This is a genomic window from Microbacterium sp. (assembly GCF_051953575.1).
Lineage (GTDB): Bacteria > Actinomycetota > Actinomycetes > Actinomycetales > Microbacteriaceae > Microbacterium.
Genome location: NZ_JBQCIP010000315.1, coordinates 1 through 17,287, shown reverse-complemented (window position 1 = coordinate 17,287; position 17,287 = coordinate 1). Strand labels below are relative to the sequence as shown.

General features: G+C 73.3%; 13 protein-coding genes. 4 read left to right on the top strand and 9 right to left on the bottom strand.

The features are described from left to right. Nucleotides 1–10 precede the first annotated feature (10 nt). Nucleotides 11–1,417 (bottom strand): O-acetylhomoserine aminocarboxypropyltransferase/cysteine synthase family protein, encoded by a 1,407-nt coding sequence (locus ACTHNQ_RS20150; protein WP_440335699.1) that lies wholly within the window; start codon nucleotides 1,415–1,417, stop codon nucleotides 11–13. Between the two features lie 116 nt (nucleotides 1,418–1,533). Between ACTHNQ_RS20150 and ACTHNQ_RS20145 the strand changes: the two genes are divergently transcribed. Then, nucleotides 1,534–2,388, top strand: a complete 855-nt coding sequence (locus tag ACTHNQ_RS20145) for a sulfurtransferase (protein ID WP_440335698.1) — start codon at nucleotides 1,534–1,536, stop codon at nucleotides 2,386–2,388. 30 nt (nucleotides 2,389–2,418) lie between these two features. Here ACTHNQ_RS20145 and ACTHNQ_RS20140 read toward each other — a convergent pair whose 3' ends face one another. Genes ACTHNQ_RS20140 through ACTHNQ_RS20115 form a run of 6 tightly spaced genes read right to left on the bottom strand, consistent with a single transcriptional unit; the run spans nucleotide 2,419 to nucleotide 11,351 of the window. Further along, nucleotides 2,419–3,360, bottom strand: coding sequence for a quinone oxidoreductase family protein (locus tag ACTHNQ_RS20140; RefSeq protein ID WP_440335697.1), 942 nt, complete (start codon nucleotides 3,358–3,360; stop codon nucleotides 2,419–2,421). A 59-nt stretch (nucleotides 3,361–3,419) separates the two neighbouring features. Further along, nucleotides 3,420–7,349, bottom strand: coding sequence for an ATP-dependent RNA helicase HrpA (gene hrpA, locus ACTHNQ_RS20135; protein ID WP_440335696.1), 3,930 nt, complete (start codon nucleotides 7,347–7,349; stop codon nucleotides 3,420–3,422). 37 nt (nucleotides 7,350–7,386) lie between these two features. Beyond that, complete coding sequence (locus tag ACTHNQ_RS20130) at nucleotides 7,387–8,196, bottom strand: ABC transporter ATP-binding protein (protein ID WP_440335695.1); 810 nt, start codon at nucleotides 8,194–8,196, stop codon at nucleotides 7,387–7,389. Continuing rightward, nucleotides 8,193–9,254: a FecCD family ABC transporter permease gene (locus ACTHNQ_RS20125; protein WP_440335694.1), complete on the bottom strand. Its 1,062-nt coding sequence runs from the start codon at nucleotides 9,252–9,254 to the stop codon at nucleotides 8,193–8,195. The genes ACTHNQ_RS20130 and ACTHNQ_RS20125 overlap by 4 nt, the downstream gene beginning before the upstream one ends. Beyond that, entirely contained in the window at nucleotides 9,254–10,249 is a 996-nt protein-coding gene (locus ACTHNQ_RS20120) for a FecCD family ABC transporter permease (protein WP_440335710.1), read from the bottom strand. The genes ACTHNQ_RS20125 and ACTHNQ_RS20120 overlap by 1 nt, the downstream gene beginning before the upstream one ends. A 52-nt stretch (nucleotides 10,250–10,301) precedes the next feature. Further along, complete coding sequence (locus tag ACTHNQ_RS20115; protein WP_440335693.1) at nucleotides 10,302–11,351, bottom strand: iron-siderophore ABC transporter substrate-binding protein; 1,050 nt, start codon at nucleotides 11,349–11,351, stop codon at nucleotides 10,302–10,304. Between the two features lie 129 nt (nucleotides 11,352–11,480). Here ACTHNQ_RS20115 and ACTHNQ_RS20110 point away from each other — a divergent pair, with 129 nt between their 5' ends. Together ACTHNQ_RS20110 and ACTHNQ_RS20105 are read left to right on the top strand one after the other, a co-directional pair. Continuing rightward, nucleotides 11,481–12,317 carry an aldo/keto reductase gene (locus tag ACTHNQ_RS20110; RefSeq protein WP_440335692.1) on the top strand — a complete coding sequence of 279 codons (837 nt, stop codon included), beginning with the start codon at nucleotides 11,481–11,483 and terminating at the stop codon, nucleotides 12,315–12,317. 28 nt (nucleotides 12,318–12,345) lie between these two features. Then, the gene (locus ACTHNQ_RS20105; RefSeq protein WP_440335691.1) at nucleotides 12,346–14,202 is read left to right on the top strand and encodes a thioredoxin domain-containing protein; all 1,857 of its coding nucleotides are present in this window, start codon (nucleotides 12,346–12,348) and stop codon (nucleotides 14,200–14,202) included. Between the two features lie 16 nt (nucleotides 14,203–14,218). Here ACTHNQ_RS20105 and ACTHNQ_RS20100 read toward each other — a convergent pair whose 3' ends face one another. Next, complete coding sequence (locus ACTHNQ_RS20100; protein WP_440335709.1) at nucleotides 14,219–15,715, bottom strand: dolichyl-phosphate-mannose--protein mannosyltransferase; 1,497 nt, start codon at nucleotides 15,713–15,715, stop codon at nucleotides 14,219–14,221. Nucleotides 15,716–15,877: 162 nt separating this feature from the next. On the opposite strand from ACTHNQ_RS20100, the gene rsmI reads away from it, so the two are divergent. Further along, complete coding sequence (gene rsmI / locus ACTHNQ_RS20095) at nucleotides 15,878–16,696, top strand: 16S rRNA (cytidine(1402)-2'-O)-methyltransferase (RefSeq protein WP_440335690.1); 819 nt, start codon at nucleotides 15,878–15,880, stop codon at nucleotides 16,694–16,696. A 22-nt stretch (nucleotides 16,697–16,718) separates the two neighbouring features. Here rsmI and ACTHNQ_RS20090 read toward each other — a convergent pair. Further along, nucleotides 16,719–17,287: sugar ABC transporter permease (locus ACTHNQ_RS20090; protein WP_440335689.1), on the bottom strand; the 569-nt coding region annotated here is incomplete at its 5' end.

Here is a 17,287-nt window from a genome sequence, read left to right as displayed (position 1 = left end):
GCTCGGGGGTCTAGTGCGAGCCCGCCTCGGCCAGCTGACGCTCGGCGCCGGCGTCATCGCTCGCCACGTCACTGACGCCGTCGAGCGCGCGGCACAGATCGTCCACGATGTCGCGCGGATCCTCCAGGCCGATCGACAGGCGCACGGTGGTGGGCGTGATGTACGCCTCGGCGAGCTGCGCCGGCGACATGTGGCTGTGCGTCATCGAGGCCGGGTGGGCGACGAGACTGCGTGCGTCGCCGATGTTGGCGACGAGCCGGACCACCCGCAGCCGCGAGATGACCTCTTCGACCAGGCGGAAGTCGGCGTCCGCGTCGCCGGTGGCGTGCAGGTCGAACGCGAACACCGAGCTCGTGCCGTCGGGCAGGTAGGCCTGTGCGTTGGCGTGCCACGGGCTGGAGTCCAGCCCGGGGTGGTGCACGCGGGCGACCGCCGGGTGCGACTCGAGGAACCGCGCCACCGTGAGCGCGCTCGCCGTGTGCCGCTGCATGCGCAGGTCGAGGGTCTCCAGGCCCTGCAGCAGCTGGAAGGCGTTGAACGCCGACAGCGACGGGCCGAGGTCGTGCACGTACTTGGTCTTCACGAGCGCGATGTACGGCGAACCCGCCTCTCCGAAGCGCTCGACGAGGCTGCCGTCCGGCACGCGCGGGTAGGTCTGCGTCAGCTGCGGCCACCGGCCGGGGTCGGCGGTGAAGTCGAACGTGCCGAGGTCGACGACGACGCCGCCGAGCGAGGTGCCGTGACCACCGAGGAACTTGGTGGCGGAGTGCACGACGATGTCGGCGCCGAAGTCCTTCGCGCGCTGCAGGTATGGCGTCGCCACGGTGTTGTCGATCACGAGCGGCACACCGGCGCGCCGGGCCACCGCGGCGACGGCGCCGAGGTCCAGCACCTGGGCGATGGGGTTCGAGATGGACTCGGCGAAGAGCGCGCGCGTCGTCGGGCGGACGGCGGCCTCCCACGCGGCCGTGTCGTCCTGGTCGACGAAGGTGACCTCGATGCCCCAGTCGGCGAACGTGTCCTGCAGCAGGTCGACGGTGCCGCCGTACAGCTGGCGCGCCGCGACGATGTGCTCGCCCTGCTTGGCGAGCGCCAGGAGGGCCACGGCGACGGCGGCCTGGCCGGATGCGACGCCCGCGGCGCCGATGCCGCCTTCGAGCTCTGCGACGCGGCGCTCGAACACCAGCACGGTGGGGTTGGCGGCGCGGCTGTAGATGTTGCCGTCCTTGCGCAGGGCGAACAGGTCGCGGGCCTCGCTCAGCGACGAGAACTCGAACCCGTTGGACTGGTGGATCGAGGGCACGGCCGTGTTCTCGGCGAGGCCCGTCACGTACCCGGCCTGGACCTGCGCCGTCGCGAACGAGCCCGACCTCGTCTGACGAGAGGGACCGGCGGCGGGAGGGGTCGCTTCAGGCATGGGATCCATTGTCGGGCCGCGGCCCCCGCGCGTCCCCCTCGTGTGTCGAACTGTTGCGGCGCGCGACCCGCGGGCCGGCGGTCAGGTAGTAGGCGCGCGCGGGACAGAATGGACGGGTGGCGCAGCTCATCACCCCCGCAGAACTCGACCGCCTGCTCGGCGCCGGCGCGCCCGTGCGCGTGCTGGACGTCCGCTACCGCCTCGACAAGCCGGACGGCAGCGCCGACCACGCCGCCGGCCACGTGCCGGGCGCCGTCTACGTCGACCTCGAGTCCGAGCTCTCGCGTCACGGGGCGGCGCAGGACGGACGGCATCCGCTCCCCGACACGGCCGACCTGCAGACCGCCGTGCGCCGCTGGGGCATCCGCACCGGCGACACGGTGGTCGTGTACGACGACGCACGCGCGCTCGGCGCCTCGCGTGCCTGGTGGGTGCTGACGCGATCGGGCATCGCCGACGTGCGGCTGCTCGACGGGGGACTGCGCGGCTGGATCGAGGGCGGGTTCGCGCTGGAGTCCGGCCCCGTCGAGCCCGCGCCGGGCGACGCCGTCGTGCACGAGATCCGGGAGCCGGTGCTGTCGATCGACACCGTCGCCGCGTTCCCGTGGGAAGGCGTGCTGCTCGACGTCCGCGCGGCCGAGCGCTACCGCGGCGAGGTCGAGCCCATCGATCCGATCGCCGGGCACATCCCCGGCGCGCTGAACCTCCCGACGACCACGTACATGGACGGCGAGCGGTTCCGGGATGCCGCCACCCTGGCCGACCTCTTCACCGGGGTGGGCGTCGTGCCCGGCGTCGCGGCGGCGGCCTACTGCGGCTCGGGCGTCACCGCCGCACAGGCGGTCTTCGCCGCCGAGCTGGCGGGACGGGAGCTCGCGCTCTACCCGGGCTCGTGGAGCCAGTGGTCGAACACCCCCGGACAGCCCGTCGCCACGGGGGCCGCACCCGCCGAGGTCACCCGCACGGTCTGACCGGTCGCGGCGGCCGCGGCCGGCGGCGCATCAGGGCACGAGCGTGATCTTGCCCGCAGCGCCCGCTTCCAGCGCACGGTGCGCCTCGGCGGCATCGGCCAGCGGGAACGCGGGGCCGAGCTCGACCGAGAACGCGCCCGCGGCCAGCAGGGCGAGCGTCACCGGCACGGCCTCGGCCCGCCACCCCTGCTGCTGCGGGGTGAGGGGCTCGGGCGATCCGCCCGAGAAGGCCCGGATGCCGAGGCCGGCGGCATCCCGTCCCCGCACGAGCGTGGCGATGCGCCGGTGGTCGGGCACCAGCTCGAGCGACGTGTGCAGCGCCTCGTCGGTTCCGGCGGCGTCGATCGCGACCGTGATGCCCTGCGACGCCGCCGCGCGCACACGTTCGGCGAGACCGTCGCCGTACTCCACCGGCGTGGCGCCGAGCGCGCGCAGTCGCTCGAATCGGGCGGGGGACGAGGTGGCGATCACCGTCGCGCCCCACAGCAGGGCGAACTGCACGGCGGCCTGGCCGACGGCGCCAGATCCGCCGTGGACGAGGAGGGTGTCGCCGGGGCCGACGGCGAGCGAGCGGAGCGTCTGGTACGCGGTGCCGACGGGGACGCCGAGCGCAGCGCCCTCGGCCGCGCCGACGCGGGCGGGCCGCGGGTGGACGTGCTCGGCGCGCACCACGACCTGGTCGGCGTAGGCGCCGTGCGCCCCGCCGAACACGACGGGTTCGCCTACGCGGAGCCCGTCGACCTCGTCGCCGACGGCCGTGACGATGCCGGCGCCGTCCGATCCGACGCGGCGCGGCTCGTCGATCGGCGCCGAGGGTCGCTTGCCCGACCGCAGCTTCGCGTCGATCGGGTTGACGCCGGCCGCCTCGACGCGGATCGCGACCTGCCCCGGACCGGGCGCGGTGTCGGGCACCTCGATCTCGTGCAGGACCTCCGGGCCACCCAATTCGGTATAGACGATCGCTGTGGTCATGTCGTGTGAATCCCTCCGACGGCGCCGATCATTCCCGTGTGACACTCCGTGACGCGGGGCTACTCGCGCAGGGCCTTGCCGATGCGCTGCAGCGACACCGGCTCGGCGGTGCCGAGCGCCTGCGCGAACAGGCTCACCCGATACTCCTCGAGCAGCCAGCGCGTGTGGACGATCGCCGGCGGCGCGTCGGCATCCGGCGGGATGGTCCCGCCCGCCTCGGCGTACACGGTGGCCGCGCGCTCGAACTCGGTCATGCGCTGGCGGTCGCGGCCGGGGTTGTCGGGCAGGGCGGCGACGCGGTCGAGCGCGCCGCGCAGGTACCGCGGCAGGTGCGCGAGCCGCGCGGTGCCGGTGCGCGACACGAAACCGGGGAACACGAGTCCCGCCAGCTGGCCCTTGATGTCGCCGAGCGCGCCGAGGAGGGTCAGCGAGTTCGCGTCGCGCATGCGGCGTTCGACGTCACGCGCGGCGGTGAGGATGCGGGCGGTCAGCGACACCGTCTGGAAGAGCTCGTCCACGATCACGGCCGACAGCGCGTCGCGCACGGCCTCGAAGCCGGCCTTCGTCCGCACCACGCCCGTCGCGCCACCGGGCGCGGTGCGCGCGATCACGGCGTCGGCCACGGCGACGCGGCAGTCCTCGACGAGCGCCTTCGCGGACGGGTACGGGGATGCCGCCAGCGCGAGCTTCTCGGGCGACGTGAGGTGGTCGAGCACGTAGGCGACGGGTGAGGGCACCGCCAGCAGCACCAGCCGCCGCACTCCCGCTCGGGTCGCGCGGGCTGCCGCTTCGGGGGTCGCCTCGATCCGCAGCGCGACGGATGCGCCCTCGTCGACGATGGCGGGGTAGCCGCGGACGACGCCGCCGGCGACCTTCGTGTCCACGACCTCCGGCAGGTCGTCGAACGTCCACTCGGTGAGCCCGGTGCGCTCGGCGAACGCCGGACCGGCGGCCGCGCCGGCGGGTGTCGGCCGGGCCGGACCGGCCGCCGCGGCGGCCGGCCGCGCGGGGGCGTTGAGCGAACGCGACACGGAGGCGCGGGCGCGGTCCGCCAGCCGGGACTGCAGCGTCGCGAGATCGCGGTCGGAACCCACCGTGCGCCCCCGCTCGTCGACGGCGCGGAACGACACCTGCAGGTGGCCGGGCACGCGCTCCAGTTCGAAGTCGGCGGCGGTGACGGGCTGGTTGGCGACGCGCTGGATGCGGGCGGCCAGGGCGTCGCGCAGCGCCGTCGGCGGCAGGCCGTCGTGCGCCTCGGGCCCTTGACCCGCCAGATCGGCGGCGAAGGTCGCCGCCCAGTCGGCCGCCGGCACCACGTGCCGGCGGATCGACTTGGGGAGCGCACGCAGCAGTGCGGTGATCAGCTCGTCGCGCATGCCGGGCACCTGCCAGTCGAACCCGTCGGGACGCAGCTGGGCGAGGAGGGCCAGCGGCACCACCGCGGTGACGCCGTCATCGGGGGCGCCCGGCTCGAAGCGGTAGGCCAGCGAGAGCACCTGATCGCCCTGGCGCCAGCGGGCCGGGAAGTCGCGCTCGTCGCCGCGCGAGGCCTCGTCCACGAGATCGGCCTCGGTCATGTCGAGCAGACGCGGCGTGCGGGTGGCGGCATCCTTCCACCACGCCTCGAACGAGCGGGCGTCGAAGACGTCCTGCGGCAGCCGCGCGTCGTAGAAGCGGAACACGGCCTCGTCGCCGACGAGGATGTCGCGGCGGCGCTCGCGCTCCTCGATCTTCTCCAGCCGCCGGCGCAGTTCGAGGTTGCGGCGCTCGAACGCGGTGAGGCGCTTGTCGAGGTGCGACGAGTCCCAGTCGCCCTCGACGAGCGCATGGCGCACGAACAGCTCCCGTGCGAACGGCCGGTCGAAACGCGCGAGCTGCACGCGCCGCTTCGGCACGATCTCGACGCCGAAGAGGGTCACCTTCTCGTATGCGGATGCCGCACCCGACGCCTTGGACCAGTGGGGCTCGCTCAGCGACCGCTTCGCGAGGTCGCCCGCCAGCGGTTCCGCCCACTCCGGGTCGATCGCCGCGACGGTGCGCGCGAACAGCCGGCTCGTCTCGACGACCTCGGCCGCCATGACCGCCTGGGGTCGCTGCTTGCGCAGACCCGACCCGGGGAAGATCGCGAAACGGGTGCCGCGCGAGCCGAGGTACTCGGCCGGCGGAGTGCGCCGCTTCGCCTCGCCGCCGGACTGGCCGCGGGGCGCCGTGCGGGACGCGGCGCGCTCGTCGAGCACGCCCAGCTGCGACAGCAGACCCGACAGGATCGCCTTGTGCACGTCGTCGGGGTCGGCGGCAGGGCCGTCGGCCGCCGACCGCGCCGAGCCGCGCGGAGCCCCGACGAGCGTGCTGAGCTGCCGGTGCACGTCGGCCCACTCCCGCACCCGCACGTAGTTCAGGTGCTCGGCGCGGCACAGCCGGCGAAACGCGCTGGAGCCGAGTTCGGCCTGCTTCTCCTGCAGGTGGTTCCACAGGTTCAGCAGGCTGAGAAAATCGCTGGTCGGATCGGTGAACCGTGCGTGGAGCCGGTCGGCCTCCTCACGCCGTTCCTCGGGACGCTCGCGCACGTCCTGGATCGACAGCCCCGCGACGATGGCGAGGACGTCGCGGAGCACGCCCGTGCGCTTGGCCTCGATCAGCATGCGCGCGAACCGCGGGTCGATCGGCAGCCGCGAGATCTCGCGGCCGAGGTCGGTGAGCGTGTGGTGGTCGCGCGCCGCCTTGACCGCCCCCAGCTCGACGAGCAGGTCGAACGCGGCTTTGACCCCGCGGGAGTCCGGGGGTGTGAGGAAGGGGAACGACGTGATGTCGCCGAACCCCAGCGACAGCATCTGGAGGATCACCGAGGCCAGGCTCGTGCGCAGGATCTCGGGCTCGGTGAACTCCGGGCGCGCGGTGAAGTCGTCCTCGGCGTACAGGCGGATGGCGACGCCCGGGCTCGTGCGCCCGGCACGCCCCGACCGCTGCTGCGCGGACGCCTGCGACACCGAGTCGATCGGCAGCCGCTGCACCTTGCTGCGGTTGCTGTAGCGCGAGATGCGCGCGGTTCCGGTGTCGACGACGTACCGGATGCCGGGCACGGTGAGGCTCGTCTCGGCGACATTGGTCGCCAGGATGACGCGCCGCCGCACGCCGGCGACCTGCGACGGCTCGAAGACGCGGTGCTGCTCGGCCGCCGACAGCCGGCCGTACAGGGGGAGGACCTCCGTGGGTGCGGCATCCCGCGCGTACAGGCCGCGCACCGCGTCGGCGGCATCCCGGATCTCGGCCTCGCCCGGAAGGAACACGAGCACGTCGCCCGGGGGCTCCCGGTCGAGTTCGCGCAGCGCCGAGGTGATGCCGTCGACATCGTCGGTCTCGTCCTCGTTCTTCGAGGACTTCTCCGGCGCGCGGTAGCGGATCTCGACGGGATAGGTGCGGCCGGACACCTCGATGATGGGCGCAGGGGTGCCGTCGGGCTCGGCGAAGTGCTTCGCGAAGCTCTCGGGGTCGATCGTCGCGCTCGTGATGATCACCTTGAGGTCCGGGCGCTTCGTGAGGATGCGCCGCAGATACCCCAGCAGGAAGTCGACGTTGAGCGACCGCTCGTGCGCCTCGTCCACGATGATCGTGTCGTAGCGGCGCAGCAGCCGGTCGCGGTGGATCTCGTTGAGCAGGATGCCGTCCGTCATGAGCGCGATGCTCGTGTCGGCCGACACCTTGTCGGTGAAGCGCACCTTGTAGCCGACCGTCGTGCCCAAGGGCACCTGGAGCTCTTCTGCCACGCGCTCGGCGATCGTGCGCGCGGCGAGCCGGCGCGGCTGCGTGTGCGCGATGCGCGTGCGGCCGAGCTCGAGGGCGATCTTCGGCAGCTGCGTGGTCTTGCCCGAGCCCGTGGCGCCCGCGACGATCACGACCTGGTGGTCGCGGATCGCGCGCGCGATCTCGTCGCGCGCCGCGCTGACGGGAAGCTCCGGCGGGTACGAGATGACGGGTGCGGGCACGGACATAGCCTTCGATCGTATCGCGCCGGTGTGCGGCCGGCGGTCAGTCCTGCTGCGGCCGATGGTGGCGCCCGAACGGGGCGACCGTCGGCGTGCCGCTCACCGGATCGGGGACGACGAGGGACTCGATCCCGAAGACGTCGCGGACGAGGTCGGCGTCGACGACGTCCGACGGGGCGCCCGCGGCGAGGATCGCGCCGCCGCGCATCGCGACCAGGTGATCGGCGTAGCGGCAGGCCAGCGAGAGCTCGTGGAGGACCATCACGATCGTCGTGCCGCGTTCGGCGTTGAGGTCGACGAGCAGGTCGAGCACCTCGATCTGGTGGCTGATGTCGAGGTACGTCGTCGGCTCGTCGAGCAGCAGCAGATCGGTCTGCTGCGCCAGGGCCATCGCGATCCACACGCGCTGGCGCTGCCCGCCCGACAGCTCGTCGACGGGACGCTCGGCCAGATCCAGCACGCCTGCGGAGGCCATCGCCGCATCGGCGACCGCGTCGTCGTCGCCCTGACGGCGCCGCAGCCACCCCTGATGCGGGTAGCGGCCGCGCGAGACCAGGTCGGCCACCGTGATCGCGTCCGGGGCCACCGGCGACTGCGGCAGGAGCCCCAGCACGCGAGCGACCTCGGCGGTCGGCATCCGATGGATGTCGCCGCCGCCCAGCAGCACCGAGCCCGCGGTCGGCGCGAGCAGCCGGGAGAGCCCCCGCAGCAGCGTCGACTTGCCGCACGCGTTCGCGCCCACGATGACGGTGATCCGTCCCGGCGGCACCTCGAAGGTGAGGTCGTCGACCACCGTGCGGCCGTCGTAGGCGAGCGTGAGGCTGCGCGTGGCGAGGGTGCGGGAGAGGGTCATGTCGTTCCTCCGGAACGGGAGCGGTTCGATCGGGCGAGAAGCCACGCCAGGTAAGGGGCGCCGATGATGCCGGTCACCACGCCGACGGGGAACGAGATGCCGGGGACAAGGTACTGGGCGAGGAGGTCCGCCGCGCTCACGAGCGCGGCGCCGGTCGCGGCGGACGCGACGAGCGACACCGAGGTGCGACCGACGAGTCGGCGCGCGATCTGCGGCGCCATCAGCGCCACGAACGCGATCGGACCGCCGGCGCCGACGGCGACGGCCGAGAGCGCAACGGCGATGAGCAGCACGGCGACCCGGGAGCGCTCCACGCGGAAGCCGAGCCCCGCCGCCGTCGCGTCGCCGAGCTCGAGCGCCCGCAGCGCGCGTGCCTGCGAGGCGAGTGCCGCGAATCCCAGGACGGCGAGCACGAGGGTGATCGAGACGATCGGCCACGACGACCCGCCCAGACTGCCGGCCAGCCACGTGTACGCCACCGCCGCGTCGCGCACGTCGACGCTCGTGAGGAGGTACGACGTGAGCGCGGTCGCGAGCGCCGCGACGCCGATCCCGACGAGGACCAGCCGCAGGCCGTGGATGCCGCGCCGCCAGGTCAGCACCGCCACGGTGAGCGCGGCGAGCAGACCGCCGGCGATCGCGGCGAACGAGAGCGCCAGCCCCGAGGCGTGGAACACGAGCACCGCGAGCACGCCCGCGAACCCGGCGCCGGCGGTGATCCCGACGATGTCGGGGCTCGCGAGCGGATTGCGGACCACCGACTGGAAGACCGCGCCCGACACACCGAGGCACGCCCCCACGACGGCCGCGGCCAGCGCGCGCGGCAGTCGCAGCTCGAGGACCACGTACGCGGTGATGCGATCCGCGCGTCCGGTCACCGCCGACAGCACCTCGGCGGGGGAGAGGCCGGCGTCGCCGAGCAGCAGCGCGGTGACGAACAGGGCGACAACGACGATCGCGAGCGCGGCGCACACCGCCGCGGTGCGCCGCCGCAGCCGCGCGCGCCACGTCCGGGTGACGATGCCGCCGCGGGATCGCGCCGGGGTCGTGGCGGGCATCACAGCGTCACCGCCCTTCCGCGCCGGACGAGCGCGATGAACACCGGCGCGCCGATCACCGCGACGACGATGCCGACCTGCACCTCGCCGGGACGGGCGACGACGCGCGCGACGACATCGGCGGCCACGAGGAGCGCCGCCGCGGCCGGCGCCGAGTAGGCGAGGATCCAGCGGTAGTCGGGGCCGGTCGCGAACCGCACGGCATGGGGCACGACGAGTCCGAGGAAGGCGATGGGACCGGCGACCGCGGTGGCGGCTCCGGCGAGCACGGCCACGAGCGCGCCCGCGATCAGCCGGGAGCGTCCGACGCGCATGCCGAGGGCCGAGGCGGTGTCGTCTCCGAGGGCCAGGAGGTTCAGGGTGCGGCCGAGCGTCAGCGCCGCCGCGCCGCCCACGACGATCGCGGGCAGAGCCGGTAGCAGGACGGAGAGGTCCCGGCCGGCGAGGGAGCCCACCTGCCAGAAGCGCATGGCATCCAGAGCCCCGCGGTCGGCGATGAGAAGGCCGGCCACGAGCGACGAGAACGCGGCCGCCACCGCGGCGCCGGCGAGGGCGAGCTTGACGGGGGTCGCCCCTTCGCGCCCCCGTGACGAGATGCCCCATACGCAGGCGGCGGCGACGCAGGCGCCCGCGAAGGCGAACCACATGTACTGCGCGGGCTGGGTGACGCCGAACAGCACGATGCCTGCGACGACGGCGAGCGCGGCACCCTGGCTGATGCCGAGGATGCCCGGATCGGCGAGCGGGTTTCGCGTGACGCCCTGCGCCAGGGCGCCGGCGAGCCCGAGCGCGACGCCGACGGCGATCCCCACCAGCGTGCGGGGCAGGCGCTTCATGACGATCGCGATGTGATCCGGGTTGGCCGGGTCGTACGAGGTGAGCGCGTCCCACACGGTGTGCAGCGGGATCTCGGCGGTGCCGACCGCGAGGCTCGCGACGCACGCAGCCATGAGCGCCGCGACCAGAAGGACGGCGCCGATGGCGCGACGACGCACCGGCCCGCCGCCCCGACGGGCAGAGGACCGGTGCGTCGTCGCGGCGGAGGTGTCAGCCGACACGTGCCGCGGCGTCGGCGAGCTGCGGGACGTACCGGTCGAGCATCCACGGGATCGACAGGACGGTCGGCGCACTCGAGGCCATGACGAAGGACTCGCCGACGATGGGGGCGAACCGGCCCTCGGCGACCTGCGGCATCGCCGCGACGAGCGGGTCCGCGACGAAGGCGTCGGCCTGCTCCTGCGAGCCGAAGTAGGCCACCAGGACATCGGAGTCGAGCTTGGAGAGGTTCTCGAAGCCGAGGCCGTAGAAGTAGGACTCGTCCGCGGCCTTCGGATCGAGCTCGGTGACCGACGGTGCGAGCTCCATGCCCAGCTGCGTCAGCAGCTGCACGCGGGGATCGCTGTCGAGGTACAGGTTGAGGATCTCAGGCTCGTTGTTCGCGCCGTAGGCGAACGTCTTCCCGTCGAGCACCGGGTACTGCGCGGCCAGCGCGGCCACGTCGGCGTCGGTCTTGTCGACGAGCGCCTGGGCCTCGTCGCCGAGACCCAGCGCCTTGCCGACCAGTGCGGTCTGGTCCTGCCACGTGGTCGCCCAGGGCTGGTCGGGGTACGCCACGACAGGGGCGATCTGACTGAGGGCGTCGAACTCCTCCTGCGTGAGCCCCGAGTACGGCGCCAGGATGACGTCCGGACGCACGGCGACGAACTCCTCGACGTCGATCTCGCCGGTGTCGGTGCCGGTGAGCAGCGTGGGCGTCTCGCCGCCGAGCGCCGCGATCTCGTCCGCGTCCCACGGGAGCACGCCGTCGACCCCGCCGTAGGCGTACGCCGGCATCGCGACGGGCACCACGCCCAGAGCGAGCACGGCATCCTGGGCAGACCAGCCCCACGTTGCGACGCGCTCCGGCTTCTCGGTGATGACGGCGTCGCCCAGCGCGGACGTGATCGTGACCGGGAACGCGCCGTCCGACGGGGAGGACGCGGGCGCAGCGGCGTCGTCGGCGTCGGACGCGCACGCGGTGAGCGCGACGGCGGTGGCGAGGGTGAGAGCGGCGCCGGCGACGGCGAGCAGCCGGCGGCGTGCGGGGAGGGCGGACATGCGACTCCTGGGTCGAGGTGAGCGGGACACGACTTAGGTTAGCCTTGCCTGCCTGCCGCTGACCAATCGGCCGCAGCGCCCTCCCGATCAGCCCGTCCGGGTCGTCCACGCGACGCTTAGGCTGGATGCATGACAGTCCCCACCGTGACCCTCAACGACGGCAACCAGATCCCGCAGCTCGGCTACGGCGTGTTCCGGGTGCCGCCGGCCGACACCGAGCGAGCCGTGAGCGAGGCCCTCGAGGTCGGTTACCGCCACATCGACACCGCGGCGATCTACGGCAACGAAGAGGGCGTCGGAGCGGCCATCGCCGCGAGCGGCATCGCGCGAGACGACCTGTTCGACCCCACCAAGCTGGGGAACGACCGCCAGGCCGGCGACGAGCCGAACGCCGCGCTCGCCGAGAGCCTCGAGAAGCTCGGCCTCGACCAGGTCGACCTGTACCTCGTGCACTGGCCGGCGCCGGCGCACGACAACTACGTCCACGCATGGGAGAAGCTCGTCGAGCTGCGCGGCCAGGGACTCGCCCGCAGCATCGGCGTCTCGAACCACCTCGTGCCGCACCTTGAGCGCATCGTGGCCGCGACCGGCGTCGTGCCGGCCGTGAACCAGATCGAGCTGCACCCCGCATACCAGCAGCGCGACATCACGGACTGGGCGGCCGCTCACGACGTACGGATCGAGTCGTGGGGACCCCTCGGCCAGGGCAAGTACGACCTCTTCGGGGCCGAGCCGGTGGCCGCGGCCGCCGCGGCCCACGGCAAGACGCCCGCGCAGGCGGTGCTGCGGTGGCATCTGCAGAAGGGATACATCGTCTTCCCGAAGTCGGTGCGTCGCGAGCGCCTGCAGGAGAACCTCGACGTGTTCGACTTCGAGCTGACGGCCGACGAGATCGCCGCGATCGACGCCATGGACACGGGCGACGGCTCGGGTCGCGTGAGCGCCCACCCGGACGAGGTCAACTGACCCCGGTCGCGTCACCGGAGCGGATGCCGTGAACCCTCGCCTCGCGGACGCCACGAGCCCGTACCTGAGAGCCCACGCGGGCAATCCGGTCGCGTGGTATCCGTGGGGCGAGGAGGCGTTCGCCGAGGCGCGGCGGCGGGACGTGCCCGTCATGGTGTCGATCGGCTACTCGACGTGCCACTGGTGCCATGTGATGGCGCGGGAGTCGTTCGAGGACGCCGCCACCGCCGCCGACCTCGATGCGGGGTTCGTCGCGGTCAAGGTGGACCGCGAGGAGCACCCGGAGGTGGACGCGGCCTACATGGCCGCCGCGGCCGCCTTCACTCCGCATCTCGGCTGGCCGCTCACGGTGTTCGCGACCCCCGAGGGCCGCCCGTTCTACGCCGGGACCTACTTCCCGCCGGTGGCCCGCGCAGGCGTACCGGCCTTCCGCCAGGTGCTGGCCGCGGTCGCCGAGGCCTGGACCGAGCGCCGGGGCGAGATCGATCAGACCGCCGACGCCATCGCGGGGGCGCTCGCAGAGGCCGGCGCGGCCGTTCGCGATCGCCCGGCGACGACGGTCACCGCGGCCGACCTGACCGGCGCCGCCGAGGCGCTCGCCGCGCGCGAGGACCCGCTGCACGGCGGGTTCGGCGATCCCGCCGCACCGGCGCCGAAGTTCCCCGTCGCCACCGCGCTGCGGTTCCTGCAGGCGCCGGTGGTCCGCGAACAAGCCCGCGAGGCGGCCGCGGTGGTGGATCGCGGACTGACGGCGATGGCCGCCTCGCCGCTGCGCGATCCCGTCGAGGGAGGGTTCTTCCGCTACGCCACGCGCCCCGACTGGACCGTGCCGCACTACGAGCGCATGCTCACCGACAACGCGCAGCTGCTCGACGTCGCTCTCGACGAGGGGCGGACGGACGTCGTCCGCGGCGTCGCCGGGTTCCTCATCGACGTGCTGCAGCAGCCGGGCGGCGGCTTCGGCGCCGCGCAGGACTCCGAGTCGTGGATCGACGGCGCCCGCAGCGAGGGCGGCTATTACGCGAGGGATGCCGGCGGCCGCGCCGGCATCGAACCTCCCGCCGTCGACGGGAAGGTCGTGACCGGCTGGAACGGGCTCGCCATCGGCGCGCTGGCCCGCGCAGGCGCCGCCTGCGGCGAGCCGTCGTGGATCGAGGCCGCCCGATGGGCCGCGGACGCCGTCCTGGAGACGAACGTCGCCGCCGACGGGCGGCTCGTGCGCGCCTCGCTCGACGAAGTGCCGTCGCGCTCGCCGGCCACGCTCGCCGACTACGGGCAGCTCGCGCACGGGCTCATCGCGCTCGCCGTCGCCACGGGCGAGGTGGTGTACGCCGACCGCGCGCGGGATCTCGTCGACGCGTGCTTCGACGCCGCCGGGGCGCCGGTGGTGCCGGGCGGCGGGGATCCCGTGCTCGCGCGGCAGGGGATCGGCGCACCGGACGCCGCCTCGGACGCGGACGAGCCGTCGGGCCCCGCAGCCCTCGCGGGTGCGGCGGCAGCGCTGTGGCTCGTCGGTGCCGACGAAGGGACGGATGCCGCGTACCGTGACCGCGCGGAGCGCCTTGTCGCCGCCCATGCGCCCGCCGCGCTCGCCCAGCCGCTCGCGTACGGCGCGCTGCTGCGCGTCGCCGCGATCCTGGCCACGCCGCCGCGGCAGATCGTGGTGGTGACCCCCGACGCCGGGGCCGCGCTGGCCACCGCGGCCCGCGGCATCCGCGCCGACGTCGTCGCCGTCGTGACGCCGCAGCAGGCGCACGCCTGGGCCGCCGCCGGGTACGGGTTGTTCGCCGACAAGATTCTGCGTGACGGACTGCCGACCGCCTACGACTGCCGCGACTTCGCCTGCCGGCTGCCCGTCACCGACGCGGGCGCGCTCGCGCCCTGAGCTCTCGCGCAGCGGATCAGATCCAGCCCGTCATCCACATGTGCGCGTGCCAGAAGTCGTACGGCACGTTCATGGCCGAGATCACCGGGTACCAGAACGCCGACAGCGCGAGGGCGACGCCGAGGAACACCAGCACGAGGCGCTGACCGGTCAGCCGTCTGTGCACGGGCGCGCCGGGAGGGCCTGCGATGTCTCTGAGCGCGAACGTCAGCGCCAGCAGCATGAACGGCAGGATCAGCACCGTGTAGAACTCGAAGACCGTGCGGGTGGGCAGGAACAGCCACGGCACGTACGTCACCGCGACGCCCGTCAGCACGACGGCGTACCGCCAGTCGCGGACGACGACGAAGCGGTAGGCGAGGTACAGCACGGCCGCGACGCCCGCGTACCAGACGAGGGGGTTCGGCATCGTCGAGATGACCTCCGCGCAGCCGTTGGCGGCGTCGCACCCGTTGGTCCCCAGCGGGTCGAGGTGCCAGTAGACGCCGGTGGGGCGCAACAGCAGCGGCCACTGCCATGCCGGGCTCGCGTACGTGTGGCCGGCGGTGATCTGCGACGTCGAGCGGTACATCGCCTCGTGGTACAGCCACAGGCTCTCCAGCGCGTTGCCGCCGGAGTTCCGGTCGTAGCCGCCGTCGGTGACGAGCCACCCCGTCCACGAGGCGACGTAGACGACCGCGGCGACGGGCACGAACAGCACGAACGTCGCGAGGCCCTGGCGCACGGCATCCGTCGGCCACAGCAGCACTCCCGCGCGGCGGCGGGCCAGCGCGTCCGTCACGACCAGGTAGACCCCGAGGCCGGCGAGCACCCACGCGCCCGACCACTTCACCGCGCTCGCGGCGCCGAGCGCGGCTCCGGCGGCGACCAGCCACGGGCGGTTCCACAGGATCGGTCCCCAGGGCGGCGGGTCGTCGCCGTCGTAGCGGGCGGCGACCGTCGACGCGATGCGCGACATCGTGTGCTCTCGGTCCCGCAGCACGAACACGAACGCCAGCAGCACGAAGAACGTCAGCGACGTGTCGAGCAGGGCGATGCGGCTCATCGAGATCGCCAGGCCGTCGACCGCCATGAGGAGCCCCGCGACCACGGCGAAGGTCGTGGAACGCGTGAGGCGCTTCGCGATGAGCATCAGCAGCAGCACCGACGCGGTGCCGAGCAGCGCCGTGGTGATGCGCCAGCCCCAGCCCGACTCCGGGCCGAGGACCAGCATCCCGAGCCCGATGACCCACTTGCCCAGCGGCGGATGCACGACGAAGGCGGGGTTCGACGTGAAGACGTCCGGGTGGCCCGACAGGAAGCTCGCGTTCCCGTCGGAGGGCCACGAGCCCTCGTAGCCGAGGTGCAGCATCGACCAGGCGTCCTTGACGTAGTACGTCTCGTCGAACTGGTTCATGAGGTCGTGCGCCGCCCCGAGGTTCCACAGCCGCAGCACGCCCGCGAGCACCACGACGAGCGCCGGGCCGAGCCAGCGGTACAGGCGCTGCGCTCGCGGGTCCGCCGTCACACGCATCGTGAACCGGTCGTACAGGCTCGGCCGCGGGGGAGGCAGAAGGGGCGTGGCAGGCGGTTGGTCACTGTGCTGGTCGACAGTGGGCCGCGGGGCATCCGTCACCCGGCCAAGTGTAGGCGGCGACCCCTGTCGAAGCTGGGAGCCGAGTCTAGGCTGGACGACGTGATCATCCTCGCGGCGACCCCCATCGGCAACCTCGGGGACGCGTCCCGTCGCCTCGTCGAGGCCCTCGAAGCGGCCACGGTCGTCGCCGCGGAGGACACGCGGACCACGCAGCGCCTGCTGGCGGCCCTCGGCATCGCCAACCGGCCGCGGCTCATCGCGCTGCACGACCACAACGAGAAGGACCGTGCGCCCGAGCTGGTCGAGCTCGCCCGCGAGCAGGACGTCCTCGTGCTGAGCGACGCCGGCATGCCGACGGTGAGCGATCCCGGCTACGGCGTGGTCGCCGCGGCGGCCGAGGCCGGCGTCGTGGTGACCGCGATCCCCGGACCGAGCGCCGTCGTCACCGCGCTGGCGGTATCGGGCCTTCCGACCGACCGGTTCAGCTTCGAAGGGTTCGTTCCGCGCAAGGCGGGGGAGCGCACCTCGACCCTCCGGGCGCTCGCCGCCGAGCCCCGCACGATGGTGTTCTTCGAGGCGCCCTCGCGGGTGGCATCCACGCTCGCCGACATGGCCGCCGAGTTCGGCGCCGACCGCCGTGCCGCCGTCTGCCGCGAGCTCACGAAGCTGCACGAGGAGGTCGCGCGCGGCACCCTCGCCGAGCTCGCCGCGTGGGCCGAGGCGGGCGTGCGGGGCGAACTGGTGATCGTCGTGGCGGGTGCGCCCGCGCGAGGCGTGGCGTTCCCCGACGCAGTCACGCAGGTGCTCGAGCTCGTGCGAGACGGGGTGCGGCTGAAGGATGCCGCGGCCGAAGTGTCCGGGCTCACCGGGCACTCCAGCCGCGAGCTGTACCAGGCGTCGCTCGCCGTCCGCGGGTAGAGCCACTCTCGGCGTCGCGGCTTCAGCCCTTGACGGACCCCGCGGTGAGACCGCCGACGATGTAGCGCTGCAGCGACAGGAACAGTACGAGCACGGGGATCGCGGCGATCACGGCTCCCGCGGCGAAGAGCCCCCAGTTCGAGGCGAGCTGGTTCGACACCCACTGGTACATGCCCACCGCGAGCGTCCAGTTCTCTTCCGAGACCAGGACGATCTTGGCGATGATGTAGTCGCCGAATGCGGCGATGAAGGCCAGCAGGGCGACGACCGCGAGGATCGGCGTCACGAGCGGCATGATCAGGCGCCAGAAGATCTGGGCGTGCGTGGCGCCGTCGATCTTCGCCGACTCGTCGATCTCGATGGGCACGGTGTTGAAGAACCCGTACATGAGGAACGTGTTGACGCCGAGCGCGCCGCCCAGGTACACGCAGATGAGGGCGATCTTCGAATTGAGGCCCAGCGCCGGCACGACCTCGCCGAGGGTCAGCAGCATGAGGAAGATCGCGACGAAGGCGAGCGCCTGCGGGAACATCTGGATGATGAGCAGCCCGGTGAGTCCCGCGCGGCGGCCCGAGAAGCGGAAGCGCGAGA

Bases quoted from the DNA above. Each gene is read 5' to 3' on its own strand.
- ACTHNQ_RS20150 (WP_440335699.1), bottom strand. From the start codon at position 1,417: ATGCCTGAAGCGACCCCTCCCGCCGCCGGTCCCTCTCGTCAGACGAGG.
- ACTHNQ_RS20140 (WP_440335697.1), bottom strand. From the start codon at position 3,360: ATGACCACAGCGATCGTCTATACCGAATTGGGTGGCCCGGAGGTCCTG.
- hrpA (WP_440335696.1), bottom strand. From the start codon at position 7,349: ATGTCCGTGCCCGCACCCGTCATCTCGTACCCGCCGGAGCTTCCCGTC.
- ACTHNQ_RS20130 (WP_440335695.1), bottom strand. From the start codon at position 8,196: ATGACCCTCTCCCGCACCCTCGCCACGCGCAGCCTCACGCTCGCCTAC.
- ACTHNQ_RS20125 (WP_440335694.1), bottom strand. From the start codon at position 9,254: ATGCCCGCCACGACCCCGGCGCGATCCCGCGGCGGCATCGTCACCCGG.
- ACTHNQ_RS20115 (WP_440335693.1), bottom strand. From the start codon at position 11,351: ATGTCCGCCCTCCCCGCACGCCGCCGGCTGCTCGCCGTCGCCGGCGCC.
- ACTHNQ_RS20110 (WP_440335692.1), top strand. From the start codon at position 11,481: ATGACAGTCCCCACCGTGACCCTCAACGACGGCAACCAGATCCCGCAG.
- ACTHNQ_RS20100 (WP_440335709.1), bottom strand. From the start codon at position 15,715: ATGCGTGTGACGGCGGACCCGCGAGCGCAGCGCCTGTACCGCTGGCTC.